The organism is Serratia sp. JKS000199 (assembly GCF_900215455.1).
GTDB classification, from domain to species: Bacteria; Pseudomonadota; Gammaproteobacteria; order Enterobacterales; family Enterobacteriaceae; genus Serratia; species Serratia ureilytica.
The window spans coordinates 2,874,180-2,892,195 of record NZ_LT907843.1; the positions used below are offsets into that span (position 1 = coordinate 2,874,180).

General features: G+C 60.9%; 17 protein-coding genes. 4 read left to right on the plus strand and 13 right to left on the minus strand.

Annotated features, from left to right (window positions below; translation table 11 throughout):
* Positions 1–114 precede the first annotated feature (114 nt).
* On the plus strand, positions 115–1,146 hold the full coding sequence (gene apbE / locus CPH57_RS13685; RefSeq protein ID WP_060660419.1) for an FAD:protein FMN transferase ApbE: 1,032 nt from the start codon (positions 115–117) through the stop codon (positions 1,144–1,146).
* Positions 1,147–1,197: 51 nt separating this feature from the next.
* Here the strand turns inward: apbE and CPH57_RS13690 are convergent, their stop codons facing one another.
* Together CPH57_RS13690 and fabB are read right to left on the minus strand one after the other, a co-directional pair.
* Positions 1,198–1,419, minus strand: coding sequence for a hypothetical protein (locus tag CPH57_RS13690; RefSeq protein ID WP_004936201.1), 222 nt, complete (start codon positions 1,417–1,419; stop codon positions 1,198–1,200).
* Between the two features lie 211 nt (positions 1,420–1,630).
* Positions 1,631–2,851 carry a beta-ketoacyl-ACP synthase I gene (fabB, locus tag CPH57_RS13695; protein ID WP_016926857.1) on the minus strand — a complete coding sequence of 407 codons (1,221 nt, stop codon included), beginning with the start codon at positions 2,849–2,851 and terminating at the stop codon, positions 1,631–1,633.
* A gap of 170 nt (positions 2,852–3,021) precedes the next feature.
* Here fabB and mnmC point away from each other — a divergent pair, with 170 nt between their 5' ends.
* Positions 3,022–5,043: a bifunctional tRNA (5-methylaminomethyl-2-thiouridine)(34)-methyltransferase MnmD/FAD-dependent 5-carboxymethylaminomethyl-2-thiouridine(34) oxidoreductase MnmC gene (mnmC, locus tag CPH57_RS13700; RefSeq protein ID WP_096242848.1), complete on the plus strand. Its 2,022-nt coding sequence runs from the start codon at positions 3,022–3,024 to the stop codon at positions 5,041–5,043.
* 40 nt (positions 5,044–5,083) lie between these two features.
* Here mnmC and CPH57_RS13705 read toward each other — a convergent pair whose 3' ends face one another.
* The 6 genes from CPH57_RS13705 to prmB form a co-directional block, all read right to left on the minus strand.
* A complete protein-coding gene (locus tag CPH57_RS13705; RefSeq protein WP_016926855.1) occupies positions 5,084–5,365 on the minus strand; it encodes a YfcL family protein in 282 nt (93 codons plus the stop codon).
* Between the two features lie 32 nt (positions 5,366–5,397).
* Positions 5,398–5,955 carry an elongation factor P hydroxylase gene (locus CPH57_RS13710; protein WP_033651970.1) on the minus strand — a complete coding sequence of 186 codons (558 nt, stop codon included), beginning with the start codon at positions 5,953–5,955 and terminating at the stop codon, positions 5,398–5,400.
* 91 nt (positions 5,956–6,046) lie between these two features.
* On the minus strand, positions 6,047–6,853 hold the full coding sequence (locus tag CPH57_RS13715; protein ID WP_096242461.1) for a sulfite exporter TauE/SafE family protein: 807 nt from the start codon (positions 6,851–6,853) through the stop codon (positions 6,047–6,049).
* A gap of 3 nt (positions 6,854–6,856) precedes the next feature.
* Entirely contained in the window at positions 6,857–7,684 is an 828-nt protein-coding gene (gene mepA, locus CPH57_RS13720; RefSeq protein ID WP_025303719.1) for a penicillin-insensitive murein endopeptidase, read from the minus strand.
* A 5-nt stretch (positions 7,685–7,689) separates the two neighbouring features.
* Entirely contained in the window at positions 7,690–8,775 is a 1,086-nt protein-coding gene (gene aroC / locus CPH57_RS13725; protein ID WP_096242462.1) for a chorismate synthase, read from the minus strand.
* A 65-nt stretch (positions 8,776–8,840) separates the two neighbouring features.
* On the minus strand, positions 8,841–9,773 hold the full coding sequence (gene prmB / locus CPH57_RS13730; RefSeq protein ID WP_025160157.1) for a 50S ribosomal protein L3 N(5)-glutamine methyltransferase: 933 nt from the start codon (positions 9,771–9,773) through the stop codon (positions 8,841–8,843).
* A gap of 170 nt (positions 9,774–9,943) precedes the next feature.
* Here prmB and smrB point away from each other — a divergent pair, with 170 nt between their 5' ends.
* Positions 9,944–10,474 carry an endonuclease SmrB gene (gene smrB / locus CPH57_RS13735; protein WP_025303720.1) on the plus strand — a complete coding sequence of 177 codons (531 nt, stop codon included), beginning with the start codon at positions 9,944–9,946 and terminating at the stop codon, positions 10,472–10,474.
* Positions 10,475–10,543: 69 nt separating this feature from the next.
* Here the strand turns inward: smrB and sixA are convergent, their stop codons facing one another.
* From sixA to CPH57_RS13755, 4 genes are all read right to left on the minus strand, one after another.
* A complete protein-coding gene (gene sixA / locus CPH57_RS13740) occupies positions 10,544–11,026 on the minus strand; it encodes a phosphohistidine phosphatase SixA (protein WP_004936230.1) in 483 nt (160 codons plus the stop codon).
* Between the two features lie 389 nt (positions 11,027–11,415).
* The gene (gene fadJ / locus CPH57_RS13745; protein WP_096242463.1) at positions 11,416–13,581 is read right to left on the minus strand and encodes a fatty acid oxidation complex subunit alpha FadJ; all 2,166 of its coding nucleotides are present in this window, start codon (positions 13,579–13,581) and stop codon (positions 11,416–11,418) included.
* Complete coding sequence (fadI, locus tag CPH57_RS13750) at positions 13,581–14,891, minus strand: acetyl-CoA C-acyltransferase FadI (protein WP_046687567.1); 1,311 nt, start codon at positions 14,889–14,891, stop codon at positions 13,581–13,583. The genes fadJ and fadI overlap by 1 nt, the downstream gene beginning before the upstream one ends.
* 196 nt (positions 14,892–15,087) lie before the next feature.
* Complete coding sequence (locus tag CPH57_RS13755; protein WP_072145088.1) at positions 15,088–15,384, minus strand: YfcZ/YiiS family protein; 297 nt, start codon at positions 15,382–15,384, stop codon at positions 15,088–15,090.
* A gap of 405 nt (positions 15,385–15,789) precedes the next feature.
* Here CPH57_RS13755 and fadL point away from each other — a divergent pair, with 405 nt between their 5' ends.
* Positions 15,790–17,130 carry a long-chain fatty acid transporter FadL gene (gene fadL, locus CPH57_RS13760; protein ID WP_042785124.1) on the plus strand — a complete coding sequence of 447 codons (1,341 nt, stop codon included), beginning with the start codon at positions 15,790–15,792 and terminating at the stop codon, positions 17,128–17,130.
* Positions 17,131–17,247: 117 nt separating this feature from the next.
* On the opposite strand, the gene mlaA is transcribed toward fadL, so the two are convergent.
* Positions 17,248–18,006, minus strand: coding sequence for a phospholipid-binding lipoprotein MlaA (gene mlaA / locus CPH57_RS13765; protein ID WP_033643913.1), 759 nt, complete (start codon positions 18,004–18,006; stop codon positions 17,248–17,250).
* Positions 18,007–18,016: the final 10 nt, after the last annotated feature.

Sequence of the window (18,016 nt, forward strand, 5' to 3'; positions counted from 1 at the left end):
GTTAGCTCAGACGCGGCTTCAGCGCCAGCAAAATGCTATTTTACCTTTATCCGCTTTTCATTTGCCGCGCTTTACTTTATTTGTAGCGGCTTTCTCGTTTTCAAAGGACATGTTATGGCTTCCCTGTTCGCCAAAGGGGCGTTGCTCAGCGCCTTATGCGCCCTGCTCGCCGCCTGCGACGATGCCTCCTCCCGCCCGCAAATCGATATCGACGGCAAGACCATGGGCACCTTCTACAGCGTTAAGGTCAGCGGTGACGTCGCGATCGGCAAACAAGAGCTGCAGCGGCAGATCGATACGGTGCTCGAACGGGCCAACGACGATATCTCTACCTACCGCGCCGATTCGGTGCTGTCGCGGTTTAACCGCAGCGCCAGCCTCGAGCCGCAGCCTATCCCGCGCGGCATGGCGGACATCGTATTGATGGCCCAACGCATCGGCCGCGATACCGGCGGCGCCATGGACATCACCGTCGGCCCACTGGTGAACCTGTGGGGGTTCGGCCCAGACAAGCATCCGGTCAAGGTGCCGGAACAGGCGCAGATCGACGCGGCGAAGCAGAACATCGGCCTGCAGCACCTGAAGCTGATCAGCGACAATCGCGGGGAGTGGCTGCAAAAAGATCTGCCGGGCATGTATGTCGATCTCTCGACGCTGGGCGAAGGCTATGGCGCCGATGAGCTGGTGCGCCTGATGAACCGTCACGGCATTACCAACTACCTGGTGTCGGTAGGCGGCGCGGTCTCTTCGCGCGGCGTCAACGGCCAGGGCAAACCCTGGCGGGTGGCGATCCAAAAGCCGACCGACCGTGAAAATGCGGTGCAGGCGCTGGTGGATCTGCACGGTTACGGCATCAGCACCGCCGGCAGCTACCGCAACTACTTCGAACAAAACGGCCAGCGTTACTCCCATGTCATCGATCCGACCACCGGCAGGCCGATAAACCACCGACTGGTTTCCGCCACGGTGATCGCCCCGACCGCACTCGAGGCCGACGGCTGGGATACCGGCTTGATGGTGCTGGGCCCGGAGAAAGCGTTGCAGCTCGCAGAAGAGAAAGGGCTGGCGGTCTACCTGATCAGCAAAACCGACGACGGTTTCAGCGCCGTGATGACGCCGCAGTTCAAAGCATTTTTAGTGCAGTGAGATAAAAAAGCCCGGCGCGCAATGGCCGGGCTTATTCCTGTTCCGCGCCGATCACTTGGTCAGCGCGATGATACCGAGGGTCAGACCGGCAACCGCCGCCGCACCGCCGGCGATCGCGCCCGCGGTTTCCCAGTTATCCTGAGTGGTGCCCTTCATACAGGTGTTGGTGTGCACCAGACGCCCCTGGTCATCGTAGACCGGCACGCAGGGAGAATCGGTGGCGCATCCGGCCAACACGGCCGACAGTAACCCAACCGCAATTAACTTTTTCATACTTCTTGCCTCAATGTTCGATCACTTTAGAAAGCTACGCCGAGCGATAATCACGCTACCTGGCTATTGTATGCCCAACGCGTGTAATGGCGAGGTAATGATGTGTCAGGGGATGTGATTTGGGAAAACTCCGAGCGCCCGGCCGGTGGGCTTCGGGCAGTAAAAAGCCCGCGAAAACGCGGGCTTGTTGGCGGAATGACGCGCGGCGGGATTATTTCGCCAGTTTGCGCATCACCAGCGTGGCGTTGGTGCCGCCGAAGCCGAAGCTGTTGGACATCACGGTGGTCAGCTCGCGCTGGGTCGGCTGAGTCACGATGTTCATGCCGGCCGCCTGTTCATCCAGGGTTTCGATGTTGATGCTCGGTGCGATAAAGCCGTGCTCCAGCATCAGCAGGCTGTAGATCGCTTCCTGCACGCCCGCGGCGCCCAGCGAGTGGCCGGTCATCGCCTTGGTGGAGGAGATGGCCGGGGTATTGTCGCCGAACACTTCACGAATGGCGCCCAGCTCTTTCACGTCGCCTACCGGCGTAGAGGTGCCGTGCACGTTGATGTAATCGATCGGCGCATCCAGATCCTGCATCGCCATCTTCATGCAGCGCACTGCGCCTTCACCCGAAGGGGCAACCATGTCGGCGCCGTCGGAAGTCGCGCCGTAGCCGACGATTTCCGCATAGATGTGCGCGCCGCGCGCCAGCGCGTGCTCCAGCTCTTCAACCACCACCATGCCGCCGCCGCCGGCGATGACGAAACCGTCACGATCGGCGTCATAGGTGCGGGACGCTTTTTCCGGCGTGTCGTTGTATTTGGTGGACAGCGCGCCCATCGCGTCGAACTCGCAGGCCATTTCCCAGCACAGCTCTTCGCCGCCGCCGGCGAATACGATGTCCTGTTTGCCCAGCTGGATTTGCTCAACCGCGTTGCCGATGCAGTGCGCGGAGGTGGCGCAAGCGGAGCTGATGGAGTAGTTCACGCCGTGGATTTTGAACGGCGTTGCCAGGCAGGCGGAAACGCCGGAAGCCATGGCCTTGGTCACCACGTACGGGCCAACCGCTTTCAGGCCGCGCGGGCTGCGCATCGCATCGGCGCCGAACACCTGGAAGCGCGGAGAACCGCCGCCGGAACCGGCGATCAGGCCCACGCGCGGGTTGTTTTGATACTCTTCTTCCTTCAGGCCGGAAGACGCGATCGCTTCTTGCATCGCCAGGAAGGCATAAATGGAAGCGTCGCTCATGAAACGCACCGCCTTGCGGTCGATCAGGCCGGTAGTGTCGAGCTTAACTTGCCCCCATACGTGACTACGCATGCCGGAATCTTTCAGCTCCTGGGAGAAAGTGATCCCAGAACGTCCTTCCTGCAGGCTTGCCAGGACCTCCTGCTGGTTATTACCAATGCTGGAGACAACTCCCAGGCCAGTAATCACTGCACGTTTCATTCAATACCTCTTCCACTATTTACCTACGGGATTTTGCATCGCACTTTAGCGTACAGATGTAAGCCGAACAAGTCCGATCAGCGTTTTTCAGCTTTATTGTTGTCCAGTTTGCGCCGGGGCGCCAGCGCCGTTAGAATTCGCGGCATCCCTTGAATTTCGAGCCATTGACCGTGAACCACGCCCCCATCCAAACCGCAACGCTAACCTGGAACGAACAGGGTACACCTGTTTCGAAACAGTTTGATGACGTCTATTTTTCCAATCAGGATGGGCTGGAAGAAACCCGCTACGTCTTCCTGCACGGCAATCGGCTGCCGCAACGTTTCGCCGCCCATCCGCGTTCGCTGTTTGTCGTGGCGGAAACCGGGTTCGGCACCGGGCTCAATTTCCTCACGCTGTGGCAGGCCTTCGCCGGCTTCCGTCAAGCCGAGCCGGACGCGACGCTGCAGCGCCTGCACTTTATCAGCTTCGAAAAATTCCCCCTGCAGCAGGCTGACCTGGCGGCGGCGCATGCACGCTGGCCGGAGTTGGCGCCTTATGCCGACGAGCTGCGCGCCCAGTGGCCGCTGCCGTTGCCGGGTTGCCATCGCCTGCTGTTAGCCGAAGGCCGCATTACGCTCGATCTGTGGTTCGGCGACGTCAACGATCTGCTGCCGCAGTTTGACGCCAGCATGAATAACCAGGTGGATGCCTGGTTCCTCGACGGTTTCGCGCCGGCAAAAAACCCCGACATGTGGACCGATCAACTGTTCGCCGCCATGGCGCGCTTCGCCCGGCCGGGAGGCAGCTTCGCCACCTTTACCGCCGCCGGCTTCGTGCGCCGCGGCTTGCAACAGGCCGGTTTTCAGGTCAACCGCTGCAAGGGCTTCGGCCAAAAGCGTGAGATGCTCGCCGGCGAGCTCCCGGCCGATGCGCAGCCCGCCACACATCCGGCGCCCTGGTATCGACGCCCGGCGGCGGACAACACCGCCGACATCGCCCTGATCGGCGGCGGCGTCGCCAGCGCGCTCACCGCGCTGGCCTTGCTGCGCCGCGGCGCCACCGTCACGCTGTACTGCGCCGATGAGCAGGCGGCCGAGGGCGCATCCGGCAACCGCCAGGGCGCGATTTATCCTTTGCTGAACGGCAGCGGCGACGCGCTGGAGAGCTTTTTCAGCGCCGCGTTTCCCTTCGCCCGCCGCCAGTACGATGCCCTGTTGCAACAAGGCGTCGCCTTTGATCACCAGTGGTGCGGCGTCAGCCAGTTGGCCTATGACGAAAAGAGCGGCGCCAAGATCGCCAATATGCTGAAAACTGACTGGCCGCAGGCCTTGGCGATGGCGGCCGACCGCGAGACGCTCAGCGAACGGTGCGGCGTCGATACCGGCTTTGGCGGCATCACCTACCCGCTAGGCGGCTGGCTATGCCCGGCCGAGCTGACGCGCGGCGCTATCGCGCTGGCGCAGCGTCAGGGCTTGGTCTGCCACTACCAGCACGATGCACAGAGGCTGACGCAGGAAGAAAACGGCTGGCGCATCGATTTCGCCAACGGCGACAGCCGACGCCATGCGACGGTGATCCTGGCCAACGGCCATCGGTTGGCCGAACTGGCGCCGACGGAAGCCCTGCCGCTGTATTCGGTACGCGGGCAGGTGTCGCATATTCCGACCTCGCCGGCCCTCGGTCAATTGAAACAGGTATTGTGTTACGACGGCTACCTGACGCCGGTTAATGCCAACAACGGCCACCACTGCATTGGCGCCAGCTACCAGCGCGGCGACATCGCCACCGACTACCGCGAGCAGGAGCAACAGGAGAACCGCGAGCGCCTGCTGCGCTGTCTGCCGGAGCAGGCCTGGCCGCAGCAGGTGGACGTCAGCGCTCATCAGGCGCGCTGCGGCGTGCGCAGCGCCACCCGCGATCATTTGCCGATGGTCGGCGCGCTGCCGGACTATCAGGCCACGCTGGCACAGTATCAGGATTTGCAGCGGCAGAACCAGCGCGGCGAAACCGTCGCCGATGCGCCGGTCTATCCCGGTCTGTTCGCTATCGGCGGGTTAGGCTCGCGCGGCTTGTGCTCGGCGCCGTTGGCGGCGGAAATTTTGGCGGCGCAGCTGTTCGGCGAACCGTTGCCGGGTGATGCGCGCCTGCTGGCGGCGTTGAATCCGAATCGGATGTGGGTGCGGAAATTGCTGAAAGGACGTGCGGTTTAATCAACCTTGAGGGGCGCGGCGACGCGCCCCGGCATGACGATCAGGCGGCAGGGGTTGCAGCCTGATAGAGGTTTTCCCACATGCCGCGCACCAGGATCTGATCCGGCGGCGAGAGTTCCCCGGCGGCGATCGCTTTGTGCAGGCTCTCCTCCACCCGCGCTTTCAGCGCTTCGGCGGTGTGTTCGCCCTGCTCTTCCGCCTCGGCCACCGCCAGCGTCAGATGACCGCGCAGGTAGCCACCGGCAAACAGTTCATCATCGCTGGCGTGCTCTACCATGTCATCAATCAGCGCCAAAATGCGCGCTTCAAATTCTGCGATCATCAAATTTCCTCATTAAATAACGGGCTGTGGCGTCAGTTGAGATCTTCCGGATACGGAAAGTGCTCGGCCGCCAACGGTGGCGTATTGTAGAACGATTGCAACGCCTGAATAAAGCGCGCAGGCCTTGTGGGTATTCCCTGCTCCAGCAGCGCCAATACCCGGGCGCGCACCTTGCGTTGGAAGGCGATGCGATCCGGCTCGCAGTCGCCGTTCAGGTTGTCGCAGCTGACGTTGAACGGGAAACCGGCCGCCACGCAGAACATCCATTCCAGCGCCTGCGGTTTGATCTCTACCGCTTCAAATTCGCTCTGGGTCTGCGCGTCCCGCCCATCCGGGCAATACCAATAGCCGAAGTCCACCAATTGACGGCGCGCTTCACCGGCGATGCACCAGTGCGAAATTTCGTGCAGGCCGCTGGCGTAGAAACCGTGGGCGAACACGATGCGGTGATACGGCAATTCGTCGTCGGCCGGCAGGTAGATCGGTTCGTCGTCGCCCTTCACCAGGCGGGTGTTGTAGTCATCGCTGAAGCAGCGATTGAAGATCTCGATCAACTGCTCATAATGATGGCGGGTCTGCGTGTCTGACATAAAAAACTCTATAACCACAAAAATAAAGAGGCCATTATACCCGATAACCGGCGGGGGGATACGGGCGCATAAACGGCGCCCATTTTCATCGTCAGCCGTGCACGAAGGCGGACAGCCACTGCTGAATCTCTGCGCCGTGATTGTCGTAAAGCAGCTTGAGGCTCATCACCAGCGAGACGATCACGATCATCGGCCGAATCAATTTCTGGCCACGGGTCAGCACCATGTGCGCGCCCAAACGCGCCCCCAGCACCTGCCCCACCAGCATCACCAGACCGATGCTCCACACCACCTTGCCGCCGATGATGAACAGCGCCAACCCGCCGACGTTGGAGGTAAAGTTCAGCACTTTGGCGTGCGCCGTAGACTTGGCGAGGTTGAAACCGCACAGCGTCACGTAGGCCAGCGCGTAGAATGAGCCGGCGCCGGGGCCGAAGAAACCGTCGTAAAACCCGACGCAACCGCCGGCTACCAGCCCGAACGGCAAGGCGCCGAGGCGGCGTTGACGATCTTCCTCACCCAGTCGCGGCATCAACAAGAAATAGAGACCGATGCCGATCACCAGCAGCGGCAACATCTGCCGCAGCAAATCGGCGCGCATGTGCTGCACCAGAATCGCACCGGCGATCGAGCCGATCAGCGTCAGAAAAATCGTCAGCTTCTGGTCGTTGAGGTTCACCGCTCGCCGACAAATGAAGTACAGACTGGCGGAGAAAGAGCCGCCGACCGACTGCAGCTTATTGGTCGCCAGCGCCTGCGCCGGAGGAACCCCCACTGCCAGCAAGGCCGGCACCGTCAGTAATCCGCCGCCGCCGGCGATGGAGTCGATAAACCCCGCCAGCAGCGCTACCGCAAACAACACCCCGAGCATCTCGGGGCCAATGACGAACCAGTCCATGTGTTATTCCGCTGAGAAATGGTGATCCAGCAATGCCTGACAGGTAGGCGGTAACGGCGGCGGCACGGGTTTGCCCGGCTTCGCGTTCGGCTGATGCGGTACGAACCAGCTCGCCAGTTCGGCGCCGCAGCCATCGCCCGGCGGCGGCGTATCCTGCTCCTGGCACTCCAGGCTGCCGGCCGGACAACGCAGACGCACGTGCATGTGCGCACGGTGGCCGAACCACGGCCGCACCTTGTGCAGCCAGGCGCGATCGGCGCCGGCGTCCAGGCACAGACGCTGCTTGATCGCCGGGTTGACGAAGATGCGCGTCACGTCCGCATCCTGCGCCGCCAGTTTGATCAGCGACTCAATCTGCGGTTGCCATTGGCTCGCCACCACCTGTTTGCCGTCGCCCGACACCAGATCGATCGGCTGCGGCTTGAGCAATTGCTGCGCGCTCCAGCGTTGGCGCGGCAGCTGCAGCCAGATGTCGACGTCGAGCCCAGACTGGTGGCTGGCGTGGCCGCTGCTGAAGCGCCCGCCGGCCGGCATCGCCATGTCGCCGATCAGCACCGTGCCCAGCGCTTTCTGGTTCGCTTTGCTGCTGAGACGCTGTATGAACGCCAGCAGATCCGGATGGCCGAAATAGCGGCGCTGGTCGGTACGCATCACCTGATAGTCCGGTGAATTCAGCGGCAACGGCTGCGCGCCGATGATGCAGCCGTTGGCGAAACCGCCCACCGCCTGCGGCGCGCCGGCCACCGGATGGTCGATTTTCTGCCACGGCGTCAGCGCCATGGCGGAAGCGGAGGCCGTCAGGGCCACCAGGCCCAACATCCAGTTTTTCATGGCGATTACCAGCGAGGCACGTCGGAAACCACATCACCGTTTTGCGCACGCTGGCGCAGCAGGTGATCCATCAACACGATCGCCATCATCGCTTCGGCGATCGGTACGGCGCGGATGCCCACGCACGGATCGTGGCGACCGCGGGTGACCATTTCCACCGCTTCCCCGTGGCGATTGATGGTGCGGCCCGGCACCATGATGCTGGAGGTTGGCTTCAGCGCCAGATGCGCGATCACCGGTTGGCCGCTGCTGATGCCGCCGAGAATGCCGCCAGCATGGTTGCTTTGGAAGCCTTCCGGGGTGATTTCATCGCGGTTTTCGCTGCCGCGTTTGCTCACCACGGCGAATCCGTCGCCGATCTCCACGCCTTTCACCGCGTTGATGCTCATCAGCGCGTGAGCCAGATCGGCATCGAGGCGGTCAAACACCGGCTCGCCCAGGCCAACCGGCACGTTTTCCGCAATCACGCTGACCTTGGCGCCGATGGAGTCACCCTCTTTTTTCAGCGCGCGCATCAGTTCGTCCAGCGCTTCCAGCTTGTCCGGATCCGGGCAGAAGAACGGGTTCTGTTCGACCTGATCCCAGTCTTTCAGCTCGCAGGTCACGTCGCCGATCTGCGCCAGATAGCCGCGCACCTGCACGCCGAACTTCTGCTGCAGGTATTTCTTGGCGATAGCGCCCGCCGCGACACGCATGGCGGTTTCACGCGCCGAAGAGCGGCCGCCGCCGCGATAGTCGCGCAGACCGTATTTCTGTTCGTAGGTGTAGTCGGCATGCCCGGGACGGAACACGTCTTTGATGGCGCTGTAGTCTTGCGAGCGCTGATCGGTGTTTTCAATGATCAGACCGATGCTGGTGCCGGTGGTCACGCCTTCGAATACGCCGGAGAGAATGCGCACCTGATCCGGTTCGCGACGCTGGGTGGTGTAACGCGAGGTGCCCGGACGACGGCGGTCCAGATCGTGTTGCAAATCGGCTTCGGTGAGCGGGATGCCGGGCGGCACGCCGTCGACGATACAACCCAGCGCCACCCCGTGAGATTCACCGAAGGTGGTGACGCGGAAAATCTGCCCAATACTGTTTCCTGCCATCACGGCTCCTTACCGTTAGTCTTTTATCGTTATGAGGCCCGCCATGCGGGCCTTGGAAATGCGGCTTAGCTGCGATAGAGGCTGAAGTGATCCTTGCAATCCACCAGCTGCTGTTTGGTCAGCATGAACACGCCGTCGCCGCCGTTTTCGAATTCCAGCCAGGTGAACGGGATGTCCGGATATTGTTCCATCAGATGTACCATGCTGTTGCCCACTTCACAAATCAGCACGCCGTCGTCGGTCAGGTAGTCCGGCGCGCAGGCCAGGATGCGGCGCACCAGCTTCAGGCCGTCGCTGCCCGCCGCCAGCCCCAGTTCCGGCTCAAAGCGGAACTCCTGCGGCAGATCCGACATGTCTTCCGCATCGACGTACGGCGGGTTGGTGACGATCAGATCGTACTGGATCGCGGGAACGTCGCGGAACAGATCGGAACGGATCGGGATCACCTGGTGCTCGACGCCGTGCGCCTGAATATTGCGCTCGGTCACCGCCAGCACTTCGCTGGAGATGTCCACCGCGTCCACTTCCGCTTCCGGGAAAGCGTAGCCACAGGCGATGGCGATGCAGCCGCTGCCGGTGCACATGTCGAGAATATGGCGCGGCGGGTGCGGGATCAGCGCGCTGAAACGATCGTTGATCAACTCGCCGATCGGCGAGCGCGGCACCAGCACGCGTTCGTCGACGTAGAATTCCATGCCGCAGAACCAGGCCTTGTTGGTCAGGTAGGCGACCGGGATACGCTCGTTGACGCGGCGGATCACGCGCTCAACGATGCGATGGCGCTCGCTGGAAGTCAGACGAGCGGTATGCATGTCCTCCGGAATGTCCAACGGCAGAAACAGGCTTGGCAGCACCAATTGCACCGCTTCGTCCCACGGATTGTCGGTTCCGTGACCATAATAGATATTGGCGGCGTTGAAACGGCTTACCGTCCAGCGCAGCATATCTTGAATGGTGTGCAGTTCGTTCACTGCTTCGTCGACGAAAATTTTGTCCAATTTGCCCTCCGGCAGGCGCTGTGTTTCATGATTTAGCCGCATAGTTTGCCATGAAGCCCGCGACAAATCACGCGCGCCCCTCGCGCTTTTCACTCTGGCCCGAGTTTTGCGTCGACAGCGCTCATTCACAAGGTAAACTAGCGAAATAAACGATTTCCGGTGAATGAAGCATGAAGAACAAGCCCCCTCTGAGCAAAGACGAACAACAGCTCTTCAGAGAGTCGGTGGCGGGCGCAAAAAAGCTGCGCCAGGACACCATCGTCCACCGCCCGCCGAAGCTCAAGGTCAAACAGGTCGCGCCGCAGCGGCTGCTGCAGGAGCAGGTCGATGCCAGCTATTATTTTTCAGATGAATATCAGCCGCAGCTGGAAGAGGAAGGCCCGACGCGCTACGTGCGCCCCGGCAGCAGCCCGTATGAGCTGAAGAAGCTGCGACGCGGCGATTATTCGCCGGAGCTGTTTCTTGATTTGCACGGCCTGACTCAGCTGCAGGCCAAGCAGGAATTGGGGGCGCTGATCGCCGCCTGCAAACGCGAGCATGTGCACTGCGCCTGCGTGATGCACGGGCACGGCAAACACATTCTCAAACAGCAAACGCCGCTGTGGCTGGCGCAGCATCCCGACGTGCTGGCGTTCCATCAGGCGCCGAAGGAATGGGGCGGCAACGCCGCCGTCCTGCTGTTGGTGGAGCTGGCAGAATAGCCTCCCGCAGAAACGACTCAGGGCGATGTCAGACATCGCCCTGAGTTTATTCCGCACCGCATCCGCGGCTCACACTTTGGCCATCACCTGCGAAGGGCTGACCTGCCATTCAAATTTGCCGTAGCTGCCGTCCGCCGGCAGATCGACGTTGGCGATCGCCGAGGTCGCGAACATCGGCGGGCACTCGCCCGGACACAGTTCCGCCACCAGATACCCCACCAGCGGCAGGTGCGACACGATCAGCACCGAGCTCACCCCTTGCATCGCCAGCGCCTGAAGATAGCTGCCGACTTGTTCGGCGTTCCCGCCCGGCGTCAGTTCAGGCAGCACTTCTTCGCCCTCCGGCAGCGTCAAGGCTTCACGCACCGTCGCCAGCGTCTGTTCGGCCCGCAGATAGGGGCTGACCAGCACGCGTTCAATATCCACAGACTTGGTGTTCAACCAGGCCGCCATCTGACGGGACTCGTCGCGGCCGCACAGGGTAAGGGGCCTTACCGCATCGCTGGCTGCCTCGAGCGCCGCCTCTCCGTGACGCATAATCAAAACTTGCATATTGCACCGCTGTTGTTGACAAAGTAACGCTATACAGAAACGCCGTGCGTGCTGTACCGCCGAGTTTTACAACCCCAAAGCCAAAGCTTTAAAACGATAACGCGCCGTCTCTTTATGGCGGCCGGGCATTTTGCCTGAAAGTTTGCGTAAAGAAAATGCTGTTTTTTACAGCAATCCTCCCCGGGCAAACCTCGATTGCTCATAGAACAATCAATTCAACGGGTTAAATTTTAACCTTTCCGCCATGAAAATTATTGATGGCGCTCAAGCTAACTTACCGCTGCCGCAGCCTTGCTGTACAGCCTCACGGGCTGACGCTGTCGCAAGGAGTGATGGCGATCACAACGCGGCCCTGTTGCAACTATAGTGCAAATCGGGCCGCCCTGCGTTCAACTCCCCAGCGGGTAAAAACGTTCGCCCTGCTGCGCCATGCGCTGCAGGCGCTCGCACGGCGCGAAGTGCTCGCCGTGCTGCTGACGCAGGTAGTCCAGCGTCTTCACCACTTTCTCGGCGCCGAGTTCATCCATATAACGGAACGGGCCGCCAAGGAACGGCGGGAAACCGATGCCGAATACCGCACCGATGTCACCGTCGCGCGCGCTGCGGATCACGCCTTCATCCAGACAGCGCGCCGCTTCGTTCAGCATCATCATCACGCAGCGCTGGGCAATGGTCGCCGGCAGCATGTGCGCCTTCGGCGTGACGCCGAGCAACGTATACAATGAGGTGTCCGCTCGCTTGCGCCGCTGACGCTGCTGCCCCTCGCTCGGGTAAAGATAGAAGCCGCGGCCGTTCTTGCGCCCTTTGCGCCCGTCCTTCAGCACCGCCTCGAACGCGGCAGGCGCGGCGAAGCGCGGCCCCAGCGCCTCAACCAGCACCGGAATGATCTTGGTGCCGACGTCGATGCCCACTTCGTCCAACAAGGTGATGGGGCCGACCGGGAAGCCGAAGTCCACCAGCACTTTGTCCAGCGATTCAATGGGCTCGCCTTCCAGCAGGCAGCGCGCCGCTTCGTTGATGTACGGCGCCAGGATGCGGTTGACATAAAAACCGGCGCTGTCGCCCACCACGATGGCGGTCTTGCCCTGCTTGTGCGCCAGCGCCACGGTGGTCGCGATAGTCTCTTCGCTTGTGCCAGCGTGCGGGATCACTTCCACCAGCGGCATTTTGTCCACCGGGCTGAAGTAGTGCAGACCGATCACCTGCTGCGGCCGCTGGGCCTGTTCGGCGATTTGACCGATAGGCAGCGAGGAAGTATTGGAGGCGAACACGGTATGCGGCGCGCAGTTCGCTTCGACCTCGGCCACCATCTTCTGCTTCAGCGCCAGATCCTCAAACACCGCCTCGACCACGATATCCACCTGCTCGAAGCCGGTGTAATCGGTAGAGCCGGAGATCAGCATCATCTGTTTTTGCCGTTCCGCCGGGCGCATGCGCTTGCTGCGCACCCGCTTGCCGAGCACGTCCCAACTGTATTTCAGCGCATGATTGATGCCAGTTTCATTGATGTCTTTGATGCGAACCGGCAAACCGCCGCGCGTGGCGGTGACGCAGGCGATGCCGCCACCCATCAGGCCGCCGCCGAGAATGCCGACGCGATGCAAGGCGCGCGGCTGAGCATCGCCGCCCCGCTCTTTTTTCAGCGCGGTGGAAGCGAAGAACAGGCTGCGCAGCGCCGCCGATTGCGGCGTCATCGCCAGCTCGCCAAAGGCGCGCGCTTCGGCTTCATAGCCGCTGGCGCTGCCGTGATCCAGCCCGGTGCGCACCACCTGAATGATGCGCTCCGCCGCCGGGTAGTTGCCGTGCGTTTTCGCCAACGTTTTCTTGCGCACGATGCTGAACAGCAGATTTCTGCCCAGCGGGCCGTTGAGCAGACGATCCTGCCACGGCAGCTCGCGCTGATGCTTCCAGCCCTGTTTCACCCGCTCGATGGCGGTCTGCAGCAAAATCGATTGCGGCACGGCGTCGTCCACCAGCCCCATGCGCAACGCCTGGCGGGCGCGAATGTGCTTGCCGGTCAGGATCATGTCCAGCGCCTTGGCGGCGCCTATCAGGCGCGGCAGGCGCTGAGTGCCACCGGAGCCCGGCAGCAGGCCCAGCTGCACTTCCGGCAGACCGAGCGCGGTTTTGTCATCCAGCGAACAGACGCGGCCGTGGCAGGCCAGCGCTAATTCCAGCCCGCCGCCCAGGCAGGCGCCGTGGATGGCCGCCACCACCGGTACCGGGAAGGCGGCGATCTGCGCCAGCGTGCTCTGCCCTTTCTTGGCCAGCGTTTCCGCCTCTTTGGCGCTGGTGCAGGCGGCGATCATGGTGATATCAGCGCCGGCGATAAACGAGTCCGGCTTGCCGGAAACGATCACCAGCCCTTCCAGCGCAGTATGCTGCTGCGCGCGGATCAGCACGTCGTTAACCTGTTCGACGAACTCGGCCTTGAGCGTATTGACCTTGTCGCCCGGCACGTCGATGGTGATCACGCCGATGTTGTCGGGGCGGATCGTCAGTTGAAAGGCCGACGGTTTGGCGCGCTGCTCGTGCAATGCGTTTTCGACGCTCATCATTCCACCTCCACGATCATCGCGGCCCCTAACCCGCCGGCGGCGCAGGCGGTGGTCAGGCCCAGCCCGCCGCCGCGGCGTTTCAGCTCACGCAGCGTCTGGGTAATCATGCGCGCGCCGGTGGCGGCGAACGGGTGACCATAGGCGATAGAACCGCCCAATACGTTGAATTTGTCCATGTCCACTTCGCCGATTGCCTGGCTGCGGCCAAGCTTCTCGCGGGCGAACGCTTCGCTGGCGAACATCTTCAGGTTGGCCAGCGTTTGCGCGGCGAAGGCTTCATGCATGTCGATGAGCGTCAGATCGGCCAGGCCGATGCCGGCGCGATCCAGCGCCAGCGGCGTGGCGTAGGAGGGCCCCAGCAGCATGTCTTCCCACACGTCGATGGCGGCGAAGGCGAAACTGCGCAGATAGCCGAGCGGCTGCAGCCCCAGCGCTTTGGCGCGCGATTCGCTCATCATCAGTACCGCCGCCGCACCGTCGGTCAACGGCGTGCTGTTGGCCGCAGTGACGCTGCCGTGCTTGCGATCGAACGCCGGTTTCAGCTTGGCGTAGGAAGCCAGGCTGGAGTCTTTGCGGATGTTGTTGTCTTCAGAAAGCTGTGCGCGGTACGGCGGCACGTAGGCGGTCATCACCTCATCGCGCAGCCACCCCTCCTGCCAGGCCCTGGCCGCCAGCTCATGCGAACGGTGCGCCAGCGCATCCTGCGCTTCACGGGTGATGCCGTGGCTTTTCGCCATCTGTTCGGCGGTATCGCCCATGCGCAAGCCGGTGGAATACTCCGCCACCGCCGGCGGCACCGGCATCAGATCGCGGAATTTCAGCCGGCTGAACAGTTTGAGACGCTGCGACAGCGTGCGCGCCTTGTTGACGTCCACCAGCGTGCGTGCCAGCGCCTTGCTGACGCCGATCGGCAAGACGGAAGAAGAGTCGGCCCCGCCGGCGATGCCGACGCTGATGCTGCCGGCCATGATGCTCTCCGCCACGTTGGCGATCGCCTGGAAACTGGTGGCGCAGGCGCGCGACACGCTGTAGGCGTCGGTATGAACGCTCATGCCGGTGCCAAGCACGATCTCACGCGCGATGTTCGGCGCCTCGGGCATTTGCACCACCTGGCCGAACACCAGTTGTTCGATCAGTTGCGGCTCGATACCGCTGCGCGCCAACAGCTCGCTCACCGCCGTTTTCCCTAAATCCACCGCCGGAATGCCGTGATAGGCGGTCGCCTGTTTGGCAAAGGGGGTACGCAGTCCATTCACAATCGCAATGCGGTCACCATGACGGGTCACCAACGGCAGTGCCTTACTCATAAATGCTCCTGAAGAAAATAACGTCAGCGCAATGGGCAGAAAGAGGTCTGACCTGATGAGGTCATTGTTAACCAAACGGTTACATTTGGCAAACCGGCAGAGATCAAAACTGCGAGCAGGCGCACTTTCTATCGGGAACGAGGCAGGGAAGGAAATCCCCGGCGCGCAGCAGGCGGCGCCGGGGGTAAAGCGGGGATTAACGCAGGCCGAGCTGGAAGATCAGGGTTTCCGCCTGGCAGGCGAAGGTAAAATCGGCTTCCAATTGTACGCCGCCGTCAACCGGTTTAATGCTACTGCTGATGTCACAGGGATCGGATTCGACCGCGCGAGCCTTTTCGCTCAGGGCCGCCAGCATCGCCTCCGCATCTTGTTGATTGCTGAACACCTGGCTGTAGGATGCGGTGCAATCGGTGTTATCCATCACGGTGCCGACATCCACGCAGCAACACGCGGCGGTTTCCTGGGCGCTGCATTTATTAATTGCATCTGACATGGTTGGTTCTCCTCAAGGGCCTCTGTTATCAGCCCAAATTGCCGTTTTATTCACCGGCGCAAAGCCACGAAATTCTGTGGGTATTTTACGCTCCCAAGCCGGCAATCACTAGCACTTACTTTTACTGGGTGTTTTAAGTGATGGAAATCACAAATAAAAATGAGCGCCTGCTAAGAAATGGTAAGAATTTTGTTATTTACCACTGTCTTTTTGTTAAGCAGATCTCTTTTTTGATATCAGAGTGGAAATATTTCAAAAACAAACTTGCAACATTTTCACAGGTCAGACCTATACTTCAGCCACTGGTCTGATTTGTCTGAACGATAACGGACCCTACAATCCCGCGCTCCTTGTTACTTCGTGTAACAATAGTTTAAATAATAAACACATAATGAGGTTTTGGTCATGAGCCAGAAAAACCTATTGACTAAATCAGCTCTCGCAGCTGCAGTGGCAATTATTTCTTCAAACGTGTCTGCCGCAGGATTCCAGCTGAATGAGTTCTCATCAGCTGGTTTAGGACGTTCGTATTCTGGCGAAGGCGCCATGGCGGATACGGCGGCCTCCGCAAGCCGCAACCCGGCGTTGCTGATGATGTATACCCGCCCGGAACTCTCTTTCGGCGCAGTCTTCATCGATCCGGACGTAGATATTTCCGGTACCTCGCCTTCCCGCGCCAGTCTGGATGCGAAAAACATCGCGCCGACCGCCTGGGTGCCGAACCTGCATTATGTTCACCCGATTAACGATCAATTCGCCGTAGGCGGCTCGGTCACCAGCAACTTCGGTTTGGCGACCGAATTCAATAACGGTTACACCGCAGGCGCTTACGGCGGTAAAACCGATCTGGAAACCCTGAACCTGAACCTGAGCGGCGCCTATCGTCTGGACCAACACTTCAGCTTTGGCCTGGGCTTTGACGCCGTCTACGCCAAGGCTAAACTCGAGCGTTACGCCGGTGAATTGCCTAAGCTATTGGCCGCTCAAGGCTTACAAACCGGTAGATTAACGCAGCAGCAAGCCGGAATGATCGCTCAAATCCCTGGCGATACCCAGATTTCTCACCTGAAAGGCGATAAATGGGGCTTCGGCTGGAACGCCGGTATTCTCTACGAAGTGGATGAAAACAACCGTTACGGCTTCACCTATCGCTCTGAAGTGAAAATCAAGTTCGACGGCGATTACAAGAGCAGCCTGCCGGCACAGTACAACCCAATTACCCAGGCGCTGGGCGTTGGTTTACCGTGGGGCACCAGCGGCAGCACCATTCCAGGTTCTCTGGATCTGAACCTGCCGGAAATGTGGGAGCTGTCCGGTTACAACAAAGTGGCGCCGCAGTGGGCCGTTCACTACAGCCTGGCTTATACCAGTTGGAGCCAGTTCCAGGAGCTGAGAGCCACCGGCAACAACGGCCAGACGCTGTTCGAGAAGCATGAAGGCTTCCGCGATGCCTACCGTATCGCATTGGGCACCACCTACTTCTACGACGACAACTGGACCTTCCGTACCGGTATCGCCTTCGATGACAGCCCGGTGCCTGCCCAAAACCGTTCGATTTCCATTCCCGATCAGGATCGTTTCTGGCTGAGTGCCGGTACTACCTATGCGTTCAACAAAGACGCCTCGGTTGACGTCGGCGTGTCCTACATGCACGGCCAGAAAGTCACCATCAATGAAGGTCCTTACACCTTCAACTCGGTGGGTAAAGCCTGGCTGTACGGCGCCAACTTCAACTACCGCTTCTAATCTCGCTTGAGATGGATGCCAAAGCGCCCCGCGGGGCGCTTTTTCTTTGCCTGTCGCTCGCAGCGGGCGTAAAAAAACCCGCCAGACGGCGGGTTTTCATGGGCATAAAGCCGGCGGTTACTGCGAGTCGATCTCGTCCAGATCGCCCTGAATCGCCTTGGCGTTCGGGTTCTCTTCCGGCTTGAGCGAACCGCCGTTGGCGATGAAGTCGTGGCGCTGGAAGTAAGCTTCGCGCACCATGACATAAGGATCGGAGGAGTTGCGCAGCAGGCCGTCGGAATCCAGCAGTTGAGCGCGAGTTTCGATACCCTCGACCACCCATTTGCCCGCCGACATCCAGAAAGTCAGGTAGCTCAGCATCGGATACAGCGTATCCGCAAAGTCGCCGCCGTCTTCACGCAGGGTAAAGCTGCCGTAGCCCGGCAGCATCACGTACGGACCGTAGCCCACATCGTAATGCCCCAACGTGCTGCCGAAACGGTTCGGCTCTTCGCGCGCCAGTTTCGGGTTGGCCATGCCGGCCACGTCGATCAGGCCGCCCATCCCGAGCAGGGTGTTCAGGAAGAAACGGTTGAAGTGGATCATCCCGCGGTAAGGATCCCCCTTCAGGAAGGCGTTGACCATGCTGGCCGGCTCTTCCAGGTTGGAGGTGAAGTTGCTGATGCCGTTACGCGCCGGCATCGGCACGTAGTCACGCCAGGCCACCGCGACCGGACGCAGGATATAAGGATCCAGGACGTTGTAGTTGAAGTCGAACATCGTCCGGTTAAATCCTTCCAGAGGATCGGAACGCCCTTGCGGCTCATTGTCTGGCGCGCTGGCACAGCCCACCAGTAATGCCGCTGCGAATGCCACCCCAGTCAGGCGAAAGTTCATATTTTTCTCC